The sequence below is a fragment of the Pseudomonas coronafaciens pv. oryzae str. 1_6 genome, from assembly GCF_000156995.2.
GTDB classification, from domain to species: Bacteria; Pseudomonadota; Gammaproteobacteria; order Pseudomonadales; family Pseudomonadaceae; genus Aquipseudomonas; species Aquipseudomonas tremae.
In genome coordinates this window covers 5,315,290-5,337,532 of the sequence record NZ_CP046035.1, presented here as the reverse complement: position 1 = coordinate 5,337,532, position 22,243 = coordinate 5,315,290, and the positions used below count along the sequence as shown (strand labels likewise).

18 protein-coding genes are annotated in these 22,243 nt (G+C 59.3%); 4 read left to right on the top strand and 14 right to left on the bottom strand.

Annotated elements, in window-relative coordinates:
* Positions 1–7: 7 nt before the first annotated feature.
* The 3 genes from tssC to POR16_RS24335 form a co-directional block, all read right to left on the bottom strand.
* Positions 8–1,510 carry a type VI secretion system contractile sheath large subunit gene (tssC, locus tag POR16_RS24345; protein ID WP_005895961.1) on the bottom strand — a complete coding sequence of 501 codons (1,503 nt, stop codon included), beginning with the start codon at positions 1,508–1,510 and terminating at the stop codon, positions 8–10.
* 14 nt (positions 1,511–1,524) lie between these two features.
* On the bottom strand, positions 1,525–2,058 hold the full coding sequence (gene tssB, locus POR16_RS24340) for a type VI secretion system contractile sheath small subunit (RefSeq protein WP_003318241.1): 534 nt from the start codon (positions 2,056–2,058) through the stop codon (positions 1,525–1,527).
* 69 nt (positions 2,059–2,127) lie between these two features.
* Positions 2,128–2,877, bottom strand: a complete 750-nt coding sequence (locus POR16_RS24335; RefSeq protein WP_005895970.1) for a hypothetical protein — start codon at positions 2,875–2,877, stop codon at positions 2,128–2,130.
* Between the two features lie 711 nt (positions 2,878–3,588).
* Here POR16_RS24335 and POR16_RS24330 point away from each other — a divergent pair.
* The gene (locus POR16_RS24330; RefSeq protein ID WP_005895972.1) at positions 3,589–5,760 is read left to right on the top strand and encodes a M48 family metallopeptidase; all 2,172 of its coding nucleotides are present in this window, start codon (positions 3,589–3,591) and stop codon (positions 5,758–5,760) included.
* Positions 5,761–6,385: 625 nt separating this feature from the next.
* Here the strand turns inward: POR16_RS24330 and POR16_RS24325 are convergent.
* Positions 6,386–7,204, bottom strand: a complete 819-nt coding sequence (locus POR16_RS24325; RefSeq protein ID WP_005895978.1) for a hypothetical protein — start codon at positions 7,202–7,204, stop codon at positions 6,386–6,388.
* Between the two features lie 148 nt (positions 7,205–7,352).
* Between POR16_RS24325 and POR16_RS24320 the strand changes: the two genes are divergently transcribed.
* On the top strand, positions 7,353–9,287 hold the full coding sequence (locus POR16_RS24320; protein ID WP_005895980.1) for a RecQ family ATP-dependent DNA helicase: 1,935 nt from the start codon (positions 7,353–7,355) through the stop codon (positions 9,285–9,287).
* A gap of 71 nt (positions 9,288–9,358) precedes the next feature.
* On the opposite strand, the gene POR16_RS24315 is transcribed toward POR16_RS24320, so the two are convergent.
* The 5 genes from POR16_RS24315 to yrfG form a co-directional block, all read right to left on the bottom strand.
* The gene (locus tag POR16_RS24315; RefSeq protein ID WP_005895984.1) at positions 9,359–9,796 is read right to left on the bottom strand and encodes a glycine zipper domain-containing protein; all 438 of its coding nucleotides are present in this window, start codon (positions 9,794–9,796) and stop codon (positions 9,359–9,361) included.
* 216 nt (positions 9,797–10,012) lie between these two features.
* Positions 10,013–12,349 (bottom strand): FdhF/YdeP family oxidoreductase, encoded by a 2,337-nt coding sequence (locus POR16_RS24310; RefSeq protein ID WP_053931984.1) that lies wholly within the window; start codon positions 12,347–12,349, stop codon positions 10,013–10,015.
* On the bottom strand, positions 12,346–13,182 hold the full coding sequence (gene fdhD / locus POR16_RS24305) for a formate dehydrogenase accessory sulfurtransferase FdhD (RefSeq protein ID WP_005895988.1): 837 nt from the start codon (positions 13,180–13,182) through the stop codon (positions 12,346–12,348). The genes POR16_RS24310 and fdhD overlap by 4 nt, the downstream gene beginning before the upstream one ends.
* A gap of 103 nt (positions 13,183–13,285) precedes the next feature.
* Positions 13,286–14,167 carry a LysR family transcriptional regulator gene (locus tag POR16_RS24300; RefSeq protein ID WP_024670241.1) on the bottom strand — a complete coding sequence of 294 codons (882 nt, stop codon included), beginning with the start codon at positions 14,165–14,167 and terminating at the stop codon, positions 13,286–13,288.
* 117 nt (positions 14,168–14,284) lie between these two features.
* Complete coding sequence (yrfG, locus tag POR16_RS24295; protein WP_005895989.1) at positions 14,285–14,947, bottom strand: GMP/IMP nucleotidase; 663 nt, start codon at positions 14,945–14,947, stop codon at positions 14,285–14,287.
* A 96-nt stretch (positions 14,948–15,043) separates the two neighbouring features.
* Here yrfG and nudE point away from each other — a divergent pair, with 96 nt between their 5' ends.
* Both nudE and cysQ read left to right on the top strand, forming a co-directional pair.
* Positions 15,044–15,610, top strand: coding sequence for an ADP compounds hydrolase NudE (nudE, locus tag POR16_RS24290; RefSeq protein ID WP_005895991.1), 567 nt, complete (start codon positions 15,044–15,046; stop codon positions 15,608–15,610).
* Entirely contained in the window at positions 15,607–16,449 is an 843-nt protein-coding gene (gene cysQ, locus POR16_RS24285) for a 3'(2'),5'-bisphosphate nucleotidase CysQ (protein ID WP_005895993.1), read from the top strand. Before nudE ends, cysQ begins: the two co-directional genes overlap by 4 nt.
* 93 nt (positions 16,450–16,542) lie before the next feature.
* Here the strand turns inward: cysQ and POR16_RS24280 are convergent, their stop codons facing one another.
* The 5 genes from POR16_RS24280 to rfbB form a co-directional block, all read right to left on the bottom strand.
* Complete coding sequence (locus POR16_RS24280; RefSeq protein ID WP_005895995.1) at positions 16,543–17,016, bottom strand: YiiD C-terminal domain-containing protein; 474 nt, start codon at positions 17,014–17,016, stop codon at positions 16,543–16,545.
* Positions 17,003–18,388, bottom strand: a complete 1,386-nt coding sequence (locus POR16_RS24275) for a sigma-54-dependent transcriptional regulator (RefSeq protein WP_005895997.1) — start codon at positions 18,386–18,388, stop codon at positions 17,003–17,005. Before POR16_RS24275 ends, POR16_RS24280 begins: the two co-directional genes overlap by 14 nt.
* Positions 18,385–20,193 carry a sensor histidine kinase gene (locus tag POR16_RS24270; RefSeq protein WP_032619206.1) on the bottom strand — a complete coding sequence of 603 codons (1,809 nt, stop codon included), beginning with the start codon at positions 20,191–20,193 and terminating at the stop codon, positions 18,385–18,387. Before POR16_RS24270 ends, POR16_RS24275 begins: the two co-directional genes overlap by 4 nt.
* A gap of 170 nt (positions 20,194–20,363) precedes the next feature.
* On the bottom strand, positions 20,364–20,909 hold the full coding sequence (gene rfbC / locus POR16_RS24265) for a dTDP-4-dehydrorhamnose 3,5-epimerase (protein WP_005896002.1): 546 nt from the start codon (positions 20,907–20,909) through the stop codon (positions 20,364–20,366).
* 80 nt (positions 20,910–20,989) lie between these two features.
* On the bottom strand, positions 20,990–22,072 hold the full coding sequence (gene rfbB / locus POR16_RS24260) for a dTDP-glucose 4,6-dehydratase (RefSeq protein WP_005896004.1): 1,083 nt from the start codon (positions 22,070–22,072) through the stop codon (positions 20,990–20,992).
* Positions 22,073–22,243 lie beyond the last annotated feature (171 nt).

Sequence of the window (22,243 nt, the reverse complement as noted above, 5' to 3'; positions counted from 1 at the left end):
GATGTTGTTAGCCGCGAGTTGATTGCGGCAATTCGGCGACCAGACGCAACGAAGCTGTCAGTTCATCCAGTTGGTAATGCGGACGCAGGTAAGTCACAGCCTTGTAGACGCCCGGTTTGCCAGGCACTTCGAAGACTTCGGCCCGCGCTTCGCGCAACGGGAACTTGGCCTTGGCTTCCTGGCTGGCGGTATCGTCCAGCAACACATAGCTCGACAGCCACTTGTTGAGGAACAGCTCGACGTCCTTACGGGACGCAAAACTACCGATCTTGTCGCGCATGATCGCTTTCATGTAGTGAGCGATACGCGAGGTCGCGAAGATGTACTGCAGCTGCGCCGAAAGACGGGCGTTGGCGTTGGCGATATCGGTGTTGTACTGCTTCTGCTTCTGGGTCGACTGAGTGCCGAAGAACGCGGCGTAGTCAGTGCCTTTGCAATGCACCAGAGGGATGAACCCCAGGTCCGACAGCTCTTTCTCGCGACGGTCGGTGATAGCAATTTCAGTCGGGCATTTGAGCGCGATTTCGCCGTCATCGGTCTTGAAGGTGTGAGTCGGCAGGCCTTCGACCAGACCACCGCCTTCCACGCCACGGATCGCCACGCACCAGCCGTAGCGGGAGAATGCGTCGGTCACGCGAGTGCCCAGTGCGTAGGCAGCGTTCATCCACAGGTATTTGTTGTGGTCACGGCCATCGACGCTTTCGACAAAGTTGAATTCTTCGACTGGCGTGGTATCCGGGCCATACGGCAGGCGACCGAGCACGTGCGGCAGGGTCAGGCCGACGTAACGGGAGTCTTCGGAGGCGCGGAACGACTTCCACTTGGCGTATTCAACGGTGTCGAAGATTTTCGCCAGGTCGCGAGGACCGGCCATGTCGGTGAACGAGTCCCAGCCGAACAGCTCTGCCGAGGCTGCCGAAATGAACGGCGCGTGGGCAGCGGCCGCAACGTGGGAGATTTCTTCCAGCAGATACATGTCTTCCGGGCTGCGGTTGAACTCGTAGTCACCCAGCAACATGCCGAACGGCGCACCACCGAAGGTGCCGTACTCTTCTTCGTAGATCTTCTTGAACAGCGCGCTCTGGTCGAATTCGGAGGAAGCCTTGAGGTCACGGACCAGGTCTTTTTTCGATGCGTTGAGCAGATGAATCTTCAGCGTGGTGCTGGTCTCGGTCTGGTCAACCTGGTATTTCAGGCCGCGCCAGGAGGCTTCGAGCTGTTGGAACTCACGAGCATGCATAATCTCGTTCATCTGCTCGGAAAGCATCGAATCGATTTCAGCGATGCGTGCATCGAGCACGGCGATCAGGTCCTTGCTCGGCGTCATCTCGCCTTCCAGCACCTGGGCCACGAGTTCGCCGATCAGGTCGCGGGTACGGGAACGCTCGGTTTCGGAGCGTGCAACGCGGCTTTCGGAAATGATGCTGTCGAGCAAGGAAGATTGCGGGGCGAAGTTTTCAACTTCAACCAGAGCGCCGTCCTGCTGAGTCGCGGTTTGCTTATCGGTCATCGTCAGGCTCCTCCTTACTCTTTGCTATCGGTGGCTGGAACGGCTGCTTCGCGACCGAATTCCTTGCCCAGGGTTTTGAGCTTTTCAGTGTTCTGCAACACATCCATCAGCAGCTCTTCAAGCTTGTCGTTGCCACCCATCTTGTTGCGCAGGTCGGCCAGCTTGTTGCGTACTTCCAGCAGCTTGCGCAGCGGCTCGACCTGACGCACGACGTTCTGCGGCTCGAAGTCTTCAAGCGCATTGAAGTTCAACTCGACGCCGAGCTGAGTACCGTCTTTGGCCAGCGTATTGTCGACGCGATAGGCCAGGCGCGGCTTGATGCCCTTGAGAACGCCGTTGAAGTTGTCTCGATCAATGAAGATGAACTTGCGATCCTTCAGCTTGGGCAGCGGCTCCAGCGGGTTGCCGGAGAAATCCCCCAAAACGCCTACGACGAATGGCAGCTCTTTCTTTTCCTGAGCATCGCCGATATCGACGTCGTAGGTAATGTGGACCCGAGGCGCGCGAACGCGGTCAAGCTTGTGCTGGGTACTTTCCTTCTTCGCCATCGTCATCTCCTGTGCGAGCAACTCGCTGCAAGTCGTTTGCGTACCGGGCCTGCTGCAGGCCAGGCGCGATTAGAGTCCTTCAATCGTCAGCAAAAGGCGCTGACGGATTTCATCGTTCATTTCCAGAATATTTTCGTGCCCGACCAACTCTTCGAAGCTTGTATTACCTGCGATCTGCGTGCTGTTGCGGATGACCGATTCATCCGGCAGCTCGGAGCGCACAGGTGAACTGATCACACAAAACGGCAGATCGCCGAAGTCTTTCAAACGCTCGAAACTGACCGGAAAGCGCAGCCCTTCGAACAGGCGGCTCATGCCCGGCGACTTGCTCAGGCAATAGAACAGCACCAGATAATGCACAACGTAGCGATACAGCTCTGCGCTGCTGCGATTCGGGTCCTTGATCACTTTGCGAAACTGCGCCAGCTCGAACGAGTTGAAGCCCACCACCCAGCGAACCGGGCTGGTGATGCGAATGGTCTGCCCGCTTTGTGACAGCACCATGTCGTATTCAAGCGGGAACAGCTCAGGCGTCGTGCTGATCAGGTTCAGTGGCACTTCCAGTTCGTTGACCAGCTTGAACGGCTCTGCCGATGCAATGCGGTCATAGAGCTCCTTGAGCTCTTTGAAGTGGTGCTGTGTCTCGCGACCACTGCTACGTTGTGCGCCCTGCAGGTATTCACCGAAGAATGTCTGCGGGCGTATCAGCAACGCCAGGGTCGACAGATAGTCGGACGCCTGCACCTTGAGCGCGTCGGAAATAGCGCGCGTCTGTTTGCGCAGCTTGATCAATGCTTCTATATCGAACGTCTGAGTCATCGGTACATCGTCCTTGAACCCTTCACGACCGCTTCCCGGATCAGACCGGGGACGGGGAGGGGCTGCGAGTTTCTCGACTGCACACCTGCTCACGAAGTGGTTTTGAAATGAATCACTGCAAAACGCACGGACATAATGAGGAAGGATCTTGTACTGGCATATAGGAATCGTATAGCCAGCAATGTGGTCTATGGCAGTACTTTTGGTAGGAAAGTTCCTACAGACGGTAGATATTTTCTCGGTTTTGTTACACTAAGCAATGATGTCCATATGCTATCACGGTATTAGATTGCGCCCTGCATATAAGCTCAGGCTTTGATTTCAAAGGGTTTAGGCCGTGTGCTCGTATGCTTTTCCGGCGTCAAATTAAGCTTAAAAAGATGAACCGATTAAGCGACGAAGGATTAGTTTTCGGGGTTTAACGCTGACACGGTGAAAATCGAAATGAATTGTCGCGAAGAAAAATGATGGCACCTCGAGTCTTTTTTCGTCCCGAGCGTGACTCAGTGCACAGCCGTGAGAAGCGCGGTTGATCGGTTGCGCGACGTTGTTACATCTTCGCGTGGATCGCGGTATAACGCCGTCAGCGCAATCCCCTTCTGCAGTGATGCAAGGTAGATGCGCCTGTACGCATGCGCCAGTGGCGCTTTGTCTCATGGACCTGTGCTCGCCAAGGATAGCCAGCAGCGACGCACCTCTTGAGCCTGCCTCATGAAAATCTACAAGCTTATTGCTGTACTCATTTTGCTGCCCCTGGGCCTGAATCTGGTGGGCGTCTGGCAGTTACAGCGCAGTCTCGACAACACTCAGCGGCTGACCGAGATCCAGGCTGACCTGTTGCATGCTCGTCCCTCTCTCGAAAAACTTGCCAGATCGCCCAGCGCGCTTACCCGGACTATCGAGATAGACGGAGAAAATCTCAGTATCTCGATGGCGCTGTCTCGTCTCGAAGAGGCACAAGAGGGGCTCGGCACTGTGCTGGTGCTGGGCAACGTAACCACCTGGCTGGCCCGGGCTGTCATTGTCCTTGGCCTGCTGGCTGCTCTGGTCGGCGCTGTCGGGCTGGCAGGGCTTAAATGGGCCGGCTCGCGCGCACTCCATTCCCGCGAGCGATTGCTGCATACCTTCAGCCGGGTCAGTCGTGTTATGCCTTTTGTATTGGTGGGGCACATCGTTGCGATGGGCGCGGCAGTCTCTGCCATCCTCAGCTTTGAAGCCCTTGGGATGTGGCACTTGGGGCGTATGTCGGCGGGCGAGCTCAAATTGATCATCGTGGTAATGATGGTGGTCGCTGCGTGCCTGTATTCGATCTGGCACATGGGTAAGCAGCTGCGCGTCATGCTGCGCATGTTCGAACCTGTCGCGATGCAGGTTCTGGGGCGGCAAGTCACGGCCGACGAAGCGCCGGTACTTTGGACGTATGTTCGCGAACTGGCTGAGCGGCTCGGCGCGTTGTCGCCGGATCACATCGTGCTGGGCATGGCTGAAGGCTTTTACGTCACATCGAGCGACGTCTCTCTTCTTCCGTCCGAAGTGGTGCTCAAGGGGCGAACCCTGCATGTGCCAATCATGTACCTGGGGCTGCTCGATGCCGCCGAGACCAGTGCGGTGATTGGTCATGAGCTGGCACACTTTGCTGGCGAGGACACCGAGTACAGCCTGCGCTTTCTGCCGATTTACGACGGCATCGGTCGCAGCCTGGGCGTGATTGCAGAAACCATGCTGGTCAGCGATTTACTGCCGCGCACGCTTTTGCGGCCGGCATTCACGCTGGGCCTCTACTTGATGGAAAGCTTCGATCACGCCGTCAACCACTGGAGCCGCGTCCGCGAGCTGGCTGCCGATGCTGCGGGTGCGAGCCTGGCCGGTACTGCGCCAGCGGCCTCGGCGCTGGTGCGTATCTCGGCCATTGATCCGCTGTTGCAGGAGCGCATCTACGCGCACATTGCGCGTGCCACCAACCCCAGGCGCGGTGAAGTATTCACCAAGGATCTGCCAGACAGCGTGTTGCACGGGCTGGCCGACAAAGCATTCACGCTGCCTGACGAAGAAATGGCCGTACAGCTCCCGCATCCCTCGGACACGCACCCTTCAAACGGCGAGCGTATCGCCGCACTGCAGGTTGCTGCCGACGAGGCGATCCGCAACGGCACCCGGCCTGTCGTGGCAGCCCAGGCCCGCGCCGCAATGGACCATTACTTCACCAATCCTCAGGCACTGCGCACTCGTCTTACCGAGGACTTCATCAAGCATCATGTGGCAAATGATGCTGAGGTGGTGACCGAACTGCGTGCCCGAGCGAGCACTGTCACCGGTGACGTTGCTTTGCATGAAGGCGCGCTTCTGCGGGGTGCGCTTCTCAGCGTATTCCTTGGTTCTCTGCTGGTGCTGGGCATTTTTTTGATGGTCAAATCGCTGTCATTGCCAGAGACGATTACAGACAAACGAAATCATATGCTGATTGCCGGGGGCATCTTGACGCTGTTCATGCTCATTCTGCTGCCAGCCTTGCTGCGTCTGTGCCTGCGAGCCGACAAGACCGCCCTGGTGCTTACTCCTGATCACTTTGTGTTCGCGAACCTTAAGTCCCCCGTCCCGGTCCACCACATCGCTGATTTCGGTCTGCATGTCGCCTATGGGACCATTCTGACCCTTTATCTGGAAGACGATGCGCCCTTGCCCGAGCGCGCGTCACGTTCGTTCTCTATGCCGAATGCGAAAGTCCACGCGAAAAAGCGTCAGATCATTCTGATGCTGGCGCAGTTCTGCTGTGACGGCAAAAAGCTCAAGCCCGACGAGCTGGGCCAACTGCTCGCGGATTACGTCAACGCGGGTACTGCGCGACATTTGCTGCAGCAGCGCTTCAAGCAGGGCAAGCGATAAGCTGTGAGCGGGGTGACATAAAGCGCGGGGGCTTTTCTGCAGGCAATAAAAAACCCGCCGAAGCGGGTTTTTCCAAGACCATCCCGACTCCCTGTCGGCTGCCTCCGAGGCGATGGTCGATCATCCTTGATCGTGGTGAACTCCTGTTCACCACTTGATGGATCCAATATTACGAGGCTTGGGAAGGGTCGGAAATAGCCAACTTCCTCCAGCGCGTGTAAGCCTTTCGCTATACCTCGTCGGGTCGGCCTCAAGAGAGGGGACGAGAGGCAGGGCATTTGACGTCAGGAAAAATCTTTGCACATGCCGATCGTTCGCAGGCAAAAATCGCAGGCAATAAAAAACCCGCCGAAGCGGGTTTGTACCAAGACCATTCCAACTCCCTGTCGGCTGCCTTCCCGGCGATGGTCGATCGTCCCTGATCCTGGCGAACTCCTTGTTCACCAGTTGTTGGATCCAATCTTACGGTTCTGACAGCAGGTGTAAAATAGCCATTCGCTTCATTGCGTGTAAGCCTTTGGCTATACATGTGTACGTTTTTGCAGATTATCAGGTGCCCGGCCATCCACCGGAAATTAGCAAATACCGGCAAAACTACTGTGGCAGAGCGTCGCAGGCTTGTTTTTCAGGGTGAGAAAGTCGCAGTCACTTCACAATAGCGCTGCTGGGCTTTTTTACTGTCCTCGTCGCGATTTCTGACGGCGCGCTTGGTCCACTCGCGGCACTCTTCCCTGAAGTTGACCTCTGCCGCCTTGCGACACTCACGTCGTTCGAATGAACGAATGGCGAAGTTTTCGCAAACGCTGTCAGCATCTATCGTGTTGCCGTACACCCGCCACTGCGCGCGGTAGCGGTTTCTGCCGTCCGCTTCGCGAATGGAGGCCGTCGCTACGTTGTAAGGCCTGGACGAGCGCGTGGAATTGCGTGAAGCATCTGCCTTGAAATCGGCCATATAGCCTGCAGACACCATGCCTTTTGCCGGTTCTGCCTGAGCGGGGCGAGGAAGCTGGCCGAATCGACAGTTCGCCACCGCCTCATCGATGACGTTGCCGTTTTTCATGCAGTCATCCAGAGGTTGCACAGGGGCGGGGGGCGCCAAAGTGGCCGCGATTGGCACAAGCTCTGCGGTTTTTCGAATGTGCGAGGGCGCAGTATTGGCGGCCAAGGGCTGCGTCTCGGCCTCGGCTGTCTCGGTTTCAGGTATGGACTGCACCACAGGCGTTACTGCCAGCGCTTTTGGACTTCGCGTATGTGAGGCGACCAGGCCGGCGACGCAAGCGGCAGCTATAAAACACGCCAACCACAGGCCATAGGGGCGTGAACGGCGAGGCGTATCGACGCGCATGCGACGTGGATGGGAGCCCAGCACCACATCGACCTGACCGGGCACGAGGCGCTGAATGTGGATGATCCCATCGTCTTCGGGTTGTTGTAGGGAATCCATTCCTGCTCCTGATCAAGCGATGTTCGGTCGTGATATTACAATGATATCGGCCGGTGGGTAGAGTTTCTGCAACGTTTTGGCGCTATGTGCATCGAGCGCTGGCGCGCTAAGGTTGTGACCGTTTTGTTGACTGATGAAAGGACCACGAATGCGCCAGCGTCTTGAACAGGTTTTTGGGTACACCCAGTTCCGACCGGGGCAGGAGGCAGCCATTAGTGCAGTGCTGGCGGGGCGTTCGGCGGCGGCCATCTTTCCGACCGGCTCAGGCAAGTCGCTATGTTACCAATTGCCCGCGCTGATGTTGCCGCATTTGACGCTTGTGGTGTCGCCTTTGCTGGCGCTTATTCAGGATCAACTGGCCTTTTTGCATCGTCACGGCATTTCGGCAGCAAGTATCGATTCGGCGCAGAGTCGTGATGATGTCGCTGACGTGATGGCAAGGGCGCGTTCCGGGGAGCTGAAAATCCTGATGATTTCGGTCGAGCGCCTCAAGAATGAGCGCTTCCGGAATTTTATCGCTCAAGTGCCGATTTCCTTGCTGGTGGTCGACGAGGCGCATTGTATATCGGAATGGGGGCATAACTTCCGGCCCGACTACTTGAAACTGCCGGACTATCAGCGCGAATTCAATATCCCTCAGACCTTGTTGCTTACCGCGACTGCCACGCCGCAAGTCATTATCGATATGCAGGACAAATTCGCCATTGCCCCGGACGACGTGGTCACCACCGGCTTCTACCGCGCCAACCTGCATTTGTGGGTCAAGCCAGTCAGCGGGCGTGACAAAAGACGACGTCTGGTCGAATGGCTCAACGAGCGACAGGGGCAACCCACCATTGTTTACGTGACCCTGCAAAAGACCGCTGAGCACATCGCTGCACATCTTGAGCAGAACGGGCTACCCGCCAGCGCCTACCATGCCGGATTGCCCAACGATCAGCGCGAGTCGATCCAGAAACGCTTCATGGACGGCAGCCTCAACTGCATCGTGGCCACCATCGCGTTCGGGATGGGCATCGACAAAAGTGACATTCGCAATGTGGTGCATTTCGATCTGCCCAAATCCATCGAAAACTACAGCCAGGAAATCGGCCGGGCAGGGCGCGATGGTGCCGCGTCCGATTGTCTGGTGCTGGCTAATCGCGACAGCCTCAACGTGCTGGAAAACTTCGTGTATGGCGACACGCCAGAGCGTGAGGGTATTGCGCGTGTGCTGGAGGATCTACTCAATGCGCGCCAGGACGGCCAATGGGAATTTCTGCTCGGGCCGCTGGCAGATCTCAGCAACATTCGTCAGTTGCCGCTGAAGACACTGCTGGTACAACTTGAGCTGCGCGGGATCATCGCACCGCGATACGCGTACTTTGCGGAATACCGTTTCAAGTTCCTGCTACAACCCAATGACCTGATGGCGCGCTTCGAAGGGGAGCGGCAACAGTTCGTGCAGGCGCTGATCGACACATCCAGCAGGGCGCGGACCTGGGCCACGGTGAACTTTGACGCGATGTATCAGCAATACGGCGCCGAGCGCGCGCGTGTGGTCAAGGCATTGGACTACTTTCAGGAAAAGGGCTGGATCGAGCTTGAAAGCAAACAGATGACCGAGGTGTACAGCCTGCTGCGCAGCGATTTCGATCCGCAGGCGCTGAGCACCGAGCTTCACGACTATTTCGTCCATCACGAAGCCACCGAAGTGGCGCGCATTCACGCAATGCTTGATGTGTTCTCGAGCGATCAGTGCCTGACCCATCGACTGGCCCGCTATTTCGGCGACCACAAGGCACCTGAGCGCTGTGGGCATTGTTCGGTCTGCCACGGTGAAGTTGCCCACCTGCCCGAGCCGCCGGCATTGGAGCCGTTGCCGAACCGTGATTTTCAGCAACTGTGCGGAGATTTTATCCACAAGCACCAGGATTACACTGGCCACCCGCCGAGTACTGAATGCCTGACGCGTTTCCTCTGCGGTATCAGTGTGCCGCTGTTCACTAAGCTGAAAGCCCGCGCGACCGCAGGTTTTGCCGTGCTGGAAGATTACCCTTATGCGCAGGTAAGGGCGTGGGTGCAGACGACGGCTGAAAGCTGAGACCAGCCAGAACGACAACCGGCCGCTCGAGAGCGGCCGGTTGTTGATGCACCAACGTTCAGGCGATCAGGTCAGTCGCGATAGCGACCACGATGACCGTGGTGTTTGGGGCGATGACCATTACCACGGTATTCACGACGGTCGTCGCTGCGGCTTTTGTTGCCCATGTAGTTGCCCGCCATGGCACCGCCACCGCCACCTACCGCTGAACCGACCAGGCTGCCGGTACTGCCGCCGACGCTGCGGCCCAGAACGTTACCGCCTGCTGCGCCCAGACCACCGCCGATAGCGGCTTCTGTACGATTGCGACGGTCTGCGCCGACTGCGCCACCGGCTGCACCGCCAACGCCAGCGCCAATCGCTGAACCGGTGTTGCCGCCGAGCTGTTGACCGACGGCTGAACCGAGTACCCCACCCAATGCTCCGCCTACGCCTGACTCGAGATTGCCTGCAGAGGCTGCACCGCCGATCAGGGTAAGAGACAACAACAGTATCGAGGAATACTTCATGTGTGGAATCTCATAGGGATGACGGCGCGATATTGGTGTCAAGTGAAGAATGTAGCAATTCAAATCCGACGAGTAACACGTTTGCCACAAATAAGCCTAAGTTACTGTTTTAGTTAAGGAACTAAAATCAGAAAACGCAGTCTCAGGTTACTTGCAAAAGGCCCGTTTCAATTGAAACGGGCCTTTTTTGTGGGCGGATTCAAACGACCCTGTGCGTTAGATAATCCGTGCCGACTCTGCTGAACGCTCAAGTCGTATCGCGACAAACTTCGATGTCGGCGTGCTGCTGCCTTCACCGACGCTTTCCAGCGGCACCAATGGGTTGACCTCTGGGTAGTAAGCCGCAGCCTGACCGGCTGGAATGTCAAACGGCAACAGGGTGAAGCCTTTCACGCGGCGCTCGCGGTTGTCGCCCCAGATTGAGATCAGGTCGGCTTTCTGGCCTGGCTGGAAGCCCAGGCGAATAATGTCCGCCTCGTTGACGAACAGCACATCACGCTGACCTTTTACACCGCGATAACGGTCATCAAGGCCGTAGATCGTAGTGTTGTACTGATCGTGGGAACGCATCGACTGCATGATCAGGTCCGGAACCTCGCCGGTCGAACTGATGCCTTCATGGATCAGCTTCAACGGCAGGGCGTTGGGCTTGAAGTTGGCGCGGGTCGACGCAGTGTTCCAGCGGCGCGCACCGGCGGCGTTACCCAGGTAGAAGCCGCCCGGATGCTTGAGGCGCTCGTTGAAGTCCTTGAAACCCGGAATGGTGTCGGCAATCAGATCACGAATACGGTTGTAGTCCTGCACCAGCCACAGCCAGTCCACCGGCTTTTTGCCGAGTGTGGCGTGGGCGATGCCGGCAATGATCGCTGGCTCCGAACGCATCTGCTTCGACAGTGGCTGCAACTGACCGTTGGACGCATGCACCATGCTGAACGAGTCTTCCACTGTGACCGCTTGTGGGCCTTCGCCCTGCATGTCGATATCGGTTCGACCGAAGCATGGCAGGATCAGCGCGTCCTTGCCGTGGAACAGGTGGCTGCGGTTGAGCTTCGTGCTGATTTGCACCGTCAGGTCGCATTTGCTGAGTGCTTCGGCGGTGCGATGGCTGTCCGGGGTTGCCTGTGCGAAGTTGCCGCCCAGCGCGATGAACACCTTGGAGCGCCCTTCGGCCATGGCGTGAATCGCTTCGACGACGTTATGGCCGTTGTCGCGCGGTACCTGGAACTGGAAGCGTTTTTCCAGTGCATCAAGGAAGAACGCCGGTGGACGTTCGTTGATGCCCATAGTGCGGTCGCCCTGCACGTTGCTGTGGCCACGAACCGGGCACAGACCGGCACCCGGACGGCCAATGTTGCCGCGCAGCAGCATCAGGTTGGAAATTTCCTGGATGGTCGCGACCGAGTGGCGATGCTGGGTGATACCCATCGCCCAGCACATGATGACGTTCTTGCCTTTGGCGTACATGCGCGCCGACTGTTCGATGTCAGTCAGAGGCAGGCCGGACTGCTCGACGATCTCGTCCCATGACGTGTCATCAATAGCTGCCAGATAGTCCAGCACACCTTCGGTGTGTTCGTTGAGGAAGGCGTGGTCAAACACCGATGCCTCGTTTGCCAGCTGCGCTTCGCGCTCCCAGCTCAGCAGGAACTTGGCCATGCCGCGCAGCAATGCCATGTCGCCACCCAGTGCAGGACGGAAGTAAGCGGTGTTGGTTGGACGGTCACCGTTGGTGAGCATCTCGACCGGGTGCTGCGGATGCTGGAAACGCTCCAGACCGCGCTCCTTGAGGGGGTTGACACATACCACCTGAGCGCCGCGCTGTACTGCTTCACGCAGCGGTTCAAGCATGCGCGGGTGGTTGGTGCCAGGGTTCTGGCCGAGGACGAAAATGGCGTCGGCGTGTTCGAAGTCTTCGAACGTCACAGTGCCTTTGCCCACACCCACGCTTTGCGACAACGCAACGCCACTGGCTTCGTGGCACATGTTCGAGCAGTCAGGGAAGTTGTTGGTACCGAAGGCGCGCACGAACAGCTGGTACAGGTACGCGGCTTCGTTGCTGGCCCGGCCCGACGTGTAGAACTCGGCCATGTTCGGGCTGGGCAGGTTATTCAGGTGTTTGGCGATCAGCGAGAAGGCGTTGTCCCAGCTGACAGGCTTGTAACGGTCGGTTTCTGCGTCGTAAACCATCGGCTCGGTCAAACGGCCCTGATACTCAAGCCAGTAGTCGCTTTGCTCCATCAGGGAGCTGACGCTGTGACGGGCGAAGAAGGCCGGATCGACGCGGCGTTTGGTGGCCTCCCAGTTGACGGCCTTTGCGCCGTTCTCGCAGAACTTGACCATGCCGCTTTCCGGCGAATCGCCCCACGCGCAGCCCGGGCAGTCGAAACCGCCGTTCTGGTTGGTCTTGAGCATCATGCGCAGGTTCTTCAGCGCGTTGTCACTGCCCAGCCAGTGTTGCGTCACGCTGATCAGTGCGCCCCAACCGCCTGCCGCACCTTTGTATGGCTTGTAGCGGGGGATAGGAGTCTTGTCGGCTTGGTGATGAGTGCTCACGGTTGAATCTCCATCGCAGGGCTATAGACCCGCGGCGCACTGTGCTGCGGCAGGTGAATTAAATTGAGGTTGTGACGGCGAGCCCATTGCAGGGCAAGGCCGGTGGGCGACGACAGGCTGACCAGTGTCTGGATGCCGGCGCGCAATACTTTCTGAATCAGTTCCAGGCTGCAGCGGCTGGTCACGATGGCCACGCCGCCTTGCACAGGGATGTCCTGGCGGATGAGTGCGCCGATCAGCTTGTCCAGCGCATTGTGTCGGCCGATGTCTTCACGGCCCAGCAGCAACTGGCCGGCGCCGTCCATGAACACTGCCGCATGCACGGCACCGCAATGCCGGCCAAGGGGCTGGAACTCGCCGATACGCTGGCGCAGGCCTTCCAGCCATTCAATCGGCGGCAGAGGCGCACCGGGCAAGACGTTCAGTTCAGGCAGTGCCTGCTCGACCGCTTCGACGCCGCACAGCCCGCAACCGCTGGTGCCAGCCAGTTGCCTGCGCTGCTGCTTGAGTTCCCAGAAGGCGCGGCTGGATATCTCGACATCGGCCTGCATCGCCGAGCCGCATCCGCTGAGTTTGAAGTCGTAGATTTCATCACGCGCGGCAATGATCCCGCTGCCCAGGCTGAAACCGACGATGAAGTCTTCGAGGTCGGTCGGGCTGACCAGCATGACGGCCTGGCTGATGCCGTTGTAGGCGATGGCCAATGCCACTTCTTCGGCGAGCGCATTGCGTGCAGCGTCCCGCCCCTCGAGGTTCGAGTAGCTGTAGGTCTGACTTGCTTCAGGGGCTGGCGCAGCAACGGGCGCCGAGCTGGCCTTGCGCGTGACGTGCATGGGCTTAAGTACCGGCAGATTGACATCTGCAAGACTAGGCGTCTTATTGGCTATCGTCTAATCGCTAATGCCGATATGCCGATAGATGACGTCGATCAGCACGTCAGCGAGGGATTTCTGCTACCAGTGCAAAACAGGCTTCTGCCAGCGCCGAGCGCGGCGCACTGCGGCGCATGATCAGGCCCAGCCGGGCCAATGTCCGTGCGTCGGCAATCGGGTGCAGACGCAGGTGCTCGGTGAGCGTTTCCAGACCGCCATCCAGCGGCATGATTGCGCAGCAGAAGCCGCCATGTACCGCCTGAAGCAACTGATGAACGGCATCGGTCTGGATCAGCGGGTGAGGTTGCAGGTTGCGGCTGTGGAAGTTGTGGTCGATCGATTGCCGAAAATGCATGCCGCTGGTCAGCATGCCCAGTGGCAGCTCGACAAGGTCCGCCCAGCTCAGCGGATCTTCACCGAATGAAAAATGCCGACGGTCATACAGCAGGCCCATGTGCGTGTCGTCCAGGGTCAGCGAGTCGAAACGTTCACTGTCCAGTCGCTCCAGATAGGAGACGCCCAGATCGATACGATTGCTTGCCAGTTGTTCCAGCACCTGTTCGGAGCTGAGTGAAGACAATTCAAAACGCAGGTTGGGGTGCAGCTGATGCAATCGGTGCAACAAAGGCAGCGGATCGAAACTCGATAATGGCACCACGCCCAGGCGCAGCGTACCGACAAGATGCCCTCGACAGGCAGCGGCTTCGGCCTGCAAGCCATCGTAAGCGGCCAGCACCGTGCGCGCCCATGCCAGCACCCGTTCGCCAGGCGCTGTGAAACCTTCAAAACGCTGGCCCCGGTTGACCAGTGGCAAGCCAAGCTCTTCTTCCAGATTGCGCAGGCGCATCGACAAGGTCGGCTGGGTGATATTGCAGCGCGCAGCCGCTTGGCCGAAGTGCCTTGTTTCGTCGAGGGCGATCAGAAATTTAAGTTGCTTGATGTCCATGTTCCCTCCGGTGGGCAGTCCAGGCCGTCGATTCTACTCGCTCAGGCTGAGGGTTGGTCGAGCAACCTGGTTCGCAAGCCTGCAGCCCGCGAGTTGCGAGGGCTGAAGCTGTCGGCGTTATAACCCTTTGATCAGCTCCCGATAATCTTCCACGGCGGCAAATTCCTCAGTGTCTTTCGGCCCTTTATGGCTATTGGGCTGGCTGACGGCCAGCAACTGCGCAACGCCGAATTGGCGGGCGCTGCGCAGGACCGGCAGGGTGTCGTCGATGAACAGGCTGCGTGCCGGATCAAAGTCGGTCTCAGCCTGCAGGGCATCCCAGAATTGCTGGTTTTCTTTGGGAAAGCCGTAATCATGAGAGCTGATCATGCGTTCGAAATAGGGCGCCAGTTCGATGCGCTCCATCTTCAATGACAACGAATCACGATGTGCGTTGGTGATCATGATCACCCGCTTGCCGGCTTGCTTGATGGCCGCCAGAAAAGTCTCGGCATCCGGGCGAAGCGCAATCATGTGCGCAATTTCCCGTTTCAGGTCACGAACCGACAGCTTCAGTTCAGTACTCCAGAAATCCAGACAGTACCAGTTGAGCGTGCCGGCGTTATTCTCGAACAGCGGCTTCAGCTCGAGCCACGCCATGGCGAAACTGATACCGTGAAGTTCGGCGTAACGTTGTGGCAAATGCTGCATCCAGAAGTGTTCGTCGTAATGCAGGTCGAGCAACGTACCGTCCATATCCAGCAGGACGGTATCGATTTCGCTCCAGGGCATGGAAAGCATTCTGGCCTCGTCAGGGGTTGATATCGGTTAAGCATATCCGACACAGACATCGGGAAAAGCTCGGTATAGTACCTCGTTCATGTAAAGGAGCCTGTCATGCGTCAGAAACCTACCGTACTCGCCCGCGCAATCGTCGCCAGCAGTCGTCTGTTCCGCGTTGAAGAGCTGCAATTGCGCTTTGCCAATGGCGTCGAGCGGACTTACGAGCGTCTGGCCAGCAGGGGCACAGGCCCTGGCGCGGTGATGATCGTGGCAATGCTCGATGCCGACCACGCCGTATTGATCGAAGAGTATTGCGGCGGCACGGATGAATACGAGCTGTCCTTGCCCAAGGGTTTGATCGAGCCTGGCGAAGATGTGCTGGCGGCTGCCAACCGCGAGCTCAAGGAAGAAGCCGGGTTTGGTGCCCGACAACTGGAGCTGCTCACCGAACTGTCGTTGTCGCCTGGTTACATGAGCCAGAAGATTCAGGTGGTGCTGGCTACCGAGCTTTATGAAGAGCGGCTGGAGGGCGACGAGCCTGAGCCGATCCGGGTTGACCGGATCAACCTGCGGGAGCTGTCGAGCCTGGCGCAGAACGCGCAGTTCAGCGAAGGTCGTGCACTGGCCGCGTTGTACCTCACCCGTGACCTGTTGACCCAGCGTGGACTGTTCCAGCCATGACCGATTCGTTGCAAAAGCTGCCCCATCCATTGCTTGCTCCCGTAATAGAACTGGCTCGACTGGCGGGCGAGGTGATCCTGCCGTTCTGGCGTGCCAACGTCACCGTGACCACCAAAGCGGATGACTCACCGGTGACGGCCGCCGATATGGCCGCGCATCAGGTGCTGGTCGAGGGCTTGCAGGCGCTTGATCCGAGCATTCATGTGCTCTCCGAAGAGGACGCCGATATCCCACTCGGCGAACGGGAGAACTGGGAGCGCTGGTGGCTGGTCGATCCGCTGGACGGCACCAAGGAATTCATCTCCGGCAGTGAAGAGTTCACCGTCAATATCGCACTGATCGAGCGTGGCCAGGTGGTATTCGGTGTGGTCTCGATGCCCACCAACAACCGCTGTTATTTCGGTGGCGCCGGGCTCGGTGCATGGCGCAGCGATGACATCGATCACTGCGAGCCGATTGCCGTGCGCAACCAGCCTGGTGACGGACAGACCTTTACTGTGGTCGCCAGCCGCCGCCATTCCAGCCCTGAGCAGGAGCACTTGCTGGCCGGTCTGGCCAGCGGGCTTGGACCTTTGCAACTGACCAATATCGGCAGCTCGTTGAAATTCTGCCTGCTGGCCGAAGGCGCTGCCGATTGCTACCCCAGGCTGGCCCCGACTTCGCAATGGGACACCGCTGCGGCGCAAGGCGTGCTTGAGGGTGCCGGAGGCGCCGTGCTGCAGCTGGACGGCAAGCCGTTCAGCTACCCGCCCCGCGAATCGCTGCTCAACCCGTTCTTCCTGGCGCTACCCGCCAACGCCACATGGCGCGACAAGCTGCTGGTGCTGGCGCAGTCCTGAAGCCGGCGCGCTCTTGTGTGAGCGAGCCGAGCGACGCTTGGCTATCGTGCCAATGCGGAGCGTGGGGACGACTTTGATAAGCTCCCGCACACATCACCTGTGCAACACAAACTGTCCCACAAAACGCACCGCCTGTTCTTCGCTGTCCTGCTCTGTAATGCAGGTGTGCAGCGTCAGGCGAGCGCGGCCTCGGCGTTGGTAGGTGGCGATGAATCTGTCCCACTGCGCAGCGTCTGGCGCGTCGCAACGGGCGATGGCGTCGTTGCGTACCGGCAATGGGTAGCTGATTTGCCCATCCTGAATCACGATGTGCCCGTCGCCGATTCCCGCCTCGCGCAACCGCAGGTGCAGCCAGCCCCAGCCAGCCAGCACTGCACCGCAATACAGGCTGCCGCCGAACAGCGTGCTCTTGTGATTGACGTTGGGGGCCAGCGGCAGGTGCAGGCGTAGCGTGTGATGCTGCCAGTCAATCACCTGCATGCCCATTTCGCGGGTCAGCGGAATGTCGTGGTGCAGGACCTTTTCCAGCTCGCGGGCTGCACTTTCTTCAGGCTCAATCTGCGTCATCGGCGCCTCCGCTGTTATCGCCAAAATTCAGGCCGTGTTTGCGCAGTTTGTCGTGCAGGGTCTTGCGTGGCACACCCAGCGCTTCCGCCAGGCTGCGCACCGAGCTGTGTGGGCGGGCCAGTTCTGCGGCAATCAGGGCCCGCTCGAAGCTCTCTACCTGATCACTCAGGCCACCGCTCGGCGGGGGCGCCTGATCGGCATCACCGCCTTCCAGCTCCAGTTCCAGCCCAAGCGCGAAGCGTTCGGCGGCGTTCTGCAGCTCGCGGACATTACCCGGCCAGTTGTGGCGCAGCAGCAATGCTCTCTGCCCCGGCTTGAGCTCCTGCTTGGGAATGCCGTGGCGCATGCTGGCCGCGTCGGCGTAATGCTCGAACAGCAGCAGTGCGTCTTCGCCACGTTCGCGCAGCGGTGGTATCCGCAACGAGGCCACGTTCAGCCGATAATACAAGTCGGCCCGGAAACGGCCCTGATCGGCCGCCTGGCGCAGGTCTTCCTTGGTGGCGGCGATGATGCGGATGTCCAGCGGGATCTGTTGATTGCTGCCCATCCGTTCCACCACGCGCTCTTGCAACAGACGCAGCAGCTTGACCTGCACATCCAGGCTCATGCTTTCGATTTCATCGAGGAACAGCGTACCGCCGTTGGCAAACTCGAACTTGCCGATGCGTCGCTTTTGCGCGCCGGTAAATGCGCCGGATTCATGACCGAACAGCTCGCTTTCGACCACCGATTCAGCCAGCGCCCCAGCATTGATCGCCACGAACGGGCCGCTGCGGCGATTGGAAAGGTCGTGCAGGGCGCGGGCGACCACCTCTTTGCCGGCGCCTGTTTCGCCAAGAATCAACACGTCGGCACGCGTCCCGGCCAGTGCGCCTATCTGCTCGCGCAAGCGCAGAATCGGCGGTGACTGGCCAATCAGGCGCGTGCTCAATTGCTGACGGTCGCTCAGGGCCAGGCGCAGGCTGCGGTTGTCCAGCACTAGCCGACGCAGCGCCAGAGCGCGGCGCACGCTGTCGAGCATCGCATCACTGGCGAAGGGTTTTTCCAGAAAATCGTAAGCCCCGGCGCGCATGGCTTTGACCGCCAGAGGTACGTCGCCATGACCGGTGATGAGTAACACCGGCAGGTCAGGGTCCTGCTGGTGGAGTTGGTCGAGTAGTTCCAGGCCATCCATGCCCTGCATGCGGATGTCGCTGACCACCACGCCTGGCCAGTCACGCTCGATGCGCTCGGCAAGGCCCGAAGCCTGGGGCAGCGACAGAACATTCAGACCGGCCAGGTCCAGCGTCTGGCGCAGGGCCTGACGCAGGTGCGAGTCGTCGTCGATCAGCACCACCTGGATCTGGCTGTCGATGGCTGTGTCGGAACTCATGCGGAAAGGTCCTCTGGCGGTTGAAGGTTAGCCCCGGAAGCGCCGGCACACAGGCGCAGGGTAAGCACCGCGCCCCCGCTGGGATGGTTGGCGAACAACAGCTCTCCGCCCAGCGCGCGCATCAGCGTATCGCAAATTGCCAGCCCCAGCCCAAGGCCCTGAGTGCGGGTCTTGGTGGTAAAGAATGGCTCGCGCGCGCGCGCCAGCGCTTCCTCGGAAAAGCCGGGGCCGTTATCACGAATGTACAGATTGACGCCCTGAGCGGTTTGCTCGGCACTTATCCACAGCCTGCGCGGCGGGCCTTTTTCGGTAAGTGCGTCCAGCGCGTTGGCCAGCAGGTTGCCCAGCACTTGTCGCAAGCGGGTTTCGCCAGCCTGCACCCAAAGTGTCGCATCGGGCAGGTCGCGGATCAGCTCGACTTCCATAGCACGCCGACGTTTGGCCAGCAATGCGAGTGCATCATCCAGCGCCGGTTGCAGCGCAACACTTTCAGGTGCGTGGCGGTCGCGTCGGGCGAAGGCGCGCAGGTGAGCGATGATCGAGGCCATGCGCCCGGTCAGCTCGCTGATCAGCTTGAGGTTGCCGCGTGCCTCTTCAGTGCGCTGGTGATCAAGCAGCACTTCAGCGTTTTCCGCGTAGCTGCGGATGGCGGCCAAGGGCTGATTCAGTTCGTGACTGATGCTCGCCGACATGGTGCCCAGTGCCGTGAGCTTGCTGGTCTGGACTAGTTCGTCCTGAGCCTGCACCAGTTCCTGCTGCGCCTGTTCGCGCTCCAGCACTTCCTGACGCAGGCGGCTGTTGAGGCCTTCAAGGTCGCTGGTGCGCTCGATCACACGCATTTCCAGTTCGCGTCGCGCCTTGGCCTCGAAAGCGATGCGATCCAGGTAATGACGCCGACGCTGCATCATCAAGCCCAGCAACAGCATCAACACCAGAAGCGCAGCACCGCCAATCGCTACCACTGTGCGCACCTGCCGGTCGAGCAGCGCACGCGGGGCCAGAATATTCACGTTCCAGCCGGTCTCGTCGATGGCCTGGGTCTGGGTCAGCCAGGCGTTTTCATCAATCCTCAAAGGGCGCGGATCGCGGGTCGGGTAGGACTGGATCGACACGATGGCCTTTTTCTCGTCATCGGTCAGGTCGCGGGTTGCCCGAAAGCGCCACTCGGGGTTGGACGTCAGGATCACCACGCCGCTCTGATCGGTCAGCAGCAGTTGCTCAGGCGTCTTGCCCCACAGGGTTTCGGTGTGGTCCAGATCGACCTTGACCACCAGCACGCCGATGACTCGCTCGCCATCGCTTACCGGCCCCGCGAAGAAGTAGCCTCGCTTGGCCGACGTGGTCCCCAGGCCGAAGAAACGACCGGTTCTGCCTGCCAGTGCGTCAATGAAATATGGGCGGAACGAGAAGTTGCGACCAATGAAACTGTCTTTGTGCTCTGAGTTGGAGGCGGCCAGGGTCAGGCCGTTGGCGTCCATCAGGTACATCACGTCGGCGCCGGTCTGACGGGTAATGTCGCTCAGCAGATGGTTGGCTTTTTCCAGCGTGGCGGCATCTTTCGGATCCGCCAGTGCGCCGCGCAAGGCAGGCAGGTTGCCGAGAATCTGAGGCAGGGTTTCGTAGCGGTGCAAGGTGCCGAGCAGGTTGGCGACATAAAGGTCGAGGGTCTGGCGGTTCTGGTTGGCCAGTACATTGCGGTAATAGCGCTCGGCCAGATGCTCCAGCGGCCACAGCAACGGCGCCAGGCAGATCGCCAGAAGGGCAAGGCTGCGCCAGCGAGGGCGGGGCGGCAGAGCAGGGGTCATTGTCATCGATTGTGCGTCGCCGAGTGGTTGACGATGCCTGCGGGCAACATGGCCGCGACAGGCAACAGAAACACCCGGTCGATCCTGACATGGGCATCAGGCGCGTATTATGCCCGCCACCGACTTGTCAGGCACCCCGACAATTGGCCGGGCTGCCTTATGGCACAGGTTCAGGGGAACAGGTCGGCTTCTTTCAGGCTTTTGCCTTGCTGATCCTTGGCCGACAGGCTGGGTTGGCCGTCGAACTGCCAGTCAATGGCCAGGTCCGGGTCGTTCCAGGCAATGCAACGCTCGGCCGAAGGCGTGTAGTAATCGGTGGTCTTGTAGAGGAACTCGGCCTGCTCGCTGAGTACCACGAAGCCATGCGCGAAACCTTCCGGAACCCAAAGCTGGCAGGCGTTTTCGGCAGACAGCTCGACGGCGACCCATTGGCCGAAGTTCGGCGAGCTGCGGCGAATGTCCACTGCAACGTCCAGCACTTTGCCAGCGGTGACTCGCACCAGTTTGCCCTGCGCGTTTTCGATCTGGTAATGCAGGCCGCGCAGCACGCCTTGCTGCGAGCGCGAGTGGTTGTCCTGCACGAAATGCCGGGTCAGGCCGGTGGCTTCCTGAAAAGCCTGGGCGTTGAAGCTTTCATAGAAGAAGCCTCGTTCATCACCGAATACTCTGGGTTCCAGAATCACGACTTCCGGCAATTTTGTTGCGACTACGTTCACGTGGCTTCCCCTGCGATGTTCAATAAATGGTGGCGGCTCGACAATCTGCACTGCGGCGCGCCTGTCGAGAAGAGTAAGGCTCAGGCAATCAAGTCTCTGGGTTCAGTGAAACCCAGGCGCTCGCCCTGATAACTGCCGTCCTGAACCCGGCGGCACCAGTCCAGATTGTCCAGATACCACTGCACGGTCTTGCGTAGCCCGGACTCGAAGGTTTCTTCGGGTGTCCAGCCCAGTTCGTTGTCGATCTTGCTGGCATTGATTGCGTAACGCTGATCGTGGCCCGGCCGGTCGGTCACGTAGGTGATCAGGTCGCTGTACTGTTGCACACCGTCCGGATGCTGCGGCGCGAGTTCATCCAGCAGGGTGCAGATGCCACGCACGACGTCGATGTTCTTCTGCTCGTTGTGACCGCCGATGTTGTACGTCTCACCGACCTTACCTTCGGTCACGACCTTGAGCAGCGCCCGCGCGTGATCCTCGACATACAGCCAGTCCCGCACTTGCAGACCATTGCCGTACACCGGCAGCGGTTTGCCCGCCAAGGCATTGAGAATGACCAGCGGGATCAGCTTTTCGGGGAAGTGAAACGGCCCGTAGTTGTTTGAGCAGTTGGTCACCACCACCGGCAGGCCGTACGTGCGATGCCAGGCACGAACCAGATGATCGGACGCGGCCTTGCTCGCCGAATAGGGCGAGCTGGGCGCATAAGGCGTGGTTTCGGTGAACAGATCATCGACACCGTGCAGGTCGCCGTACACCTCGTCGGTGGAGATATGGTGAAAGCGGAACGCCTGACGCTCGGCTTCCGGCAGCTTCAGCCAGTAGGCGCGCGTGGCCTCCAGCAGGCTGTAAGTGCCGACGATGTTGGTCTGTACGAACTCGGCAGGGCCATCGATGGAGCGGTCTACGTGCGACTCGGCCGCCAGGTGCATAATTGCCTGGGGCGCAAACCGCTCCAGCACCGCGCTGACTCTGGACTGATCACAGATATCCGCTTGCACGAACTCATAGCGCGTGTCGGTGGCAATGGGCTGTAACGATTCGAGATTGCCTGCGTAGGTCAATTTGTCGAAGTTAAGCACGTCATGTGCGGTGTTGTTTATCAGATGACGGATCAGTGCAGAGCCGATGAAACCTGCGCCCCCGGTAACCAGAATTCGCATGAACTGACCTTCTTGTGTGTTTTGAAGTAATGCAGCATAGCGTCTCACCGCCTGAGACAGGACCCGGTCATCACACTTGAGTCGGGAATCGTGCAAAACGGCGCTCATCTCTTCGGGGTGCGGAGGCCGTTCGAAGGGGATGTGCGCCGATGCCCTATAGTGGGCTGGCTA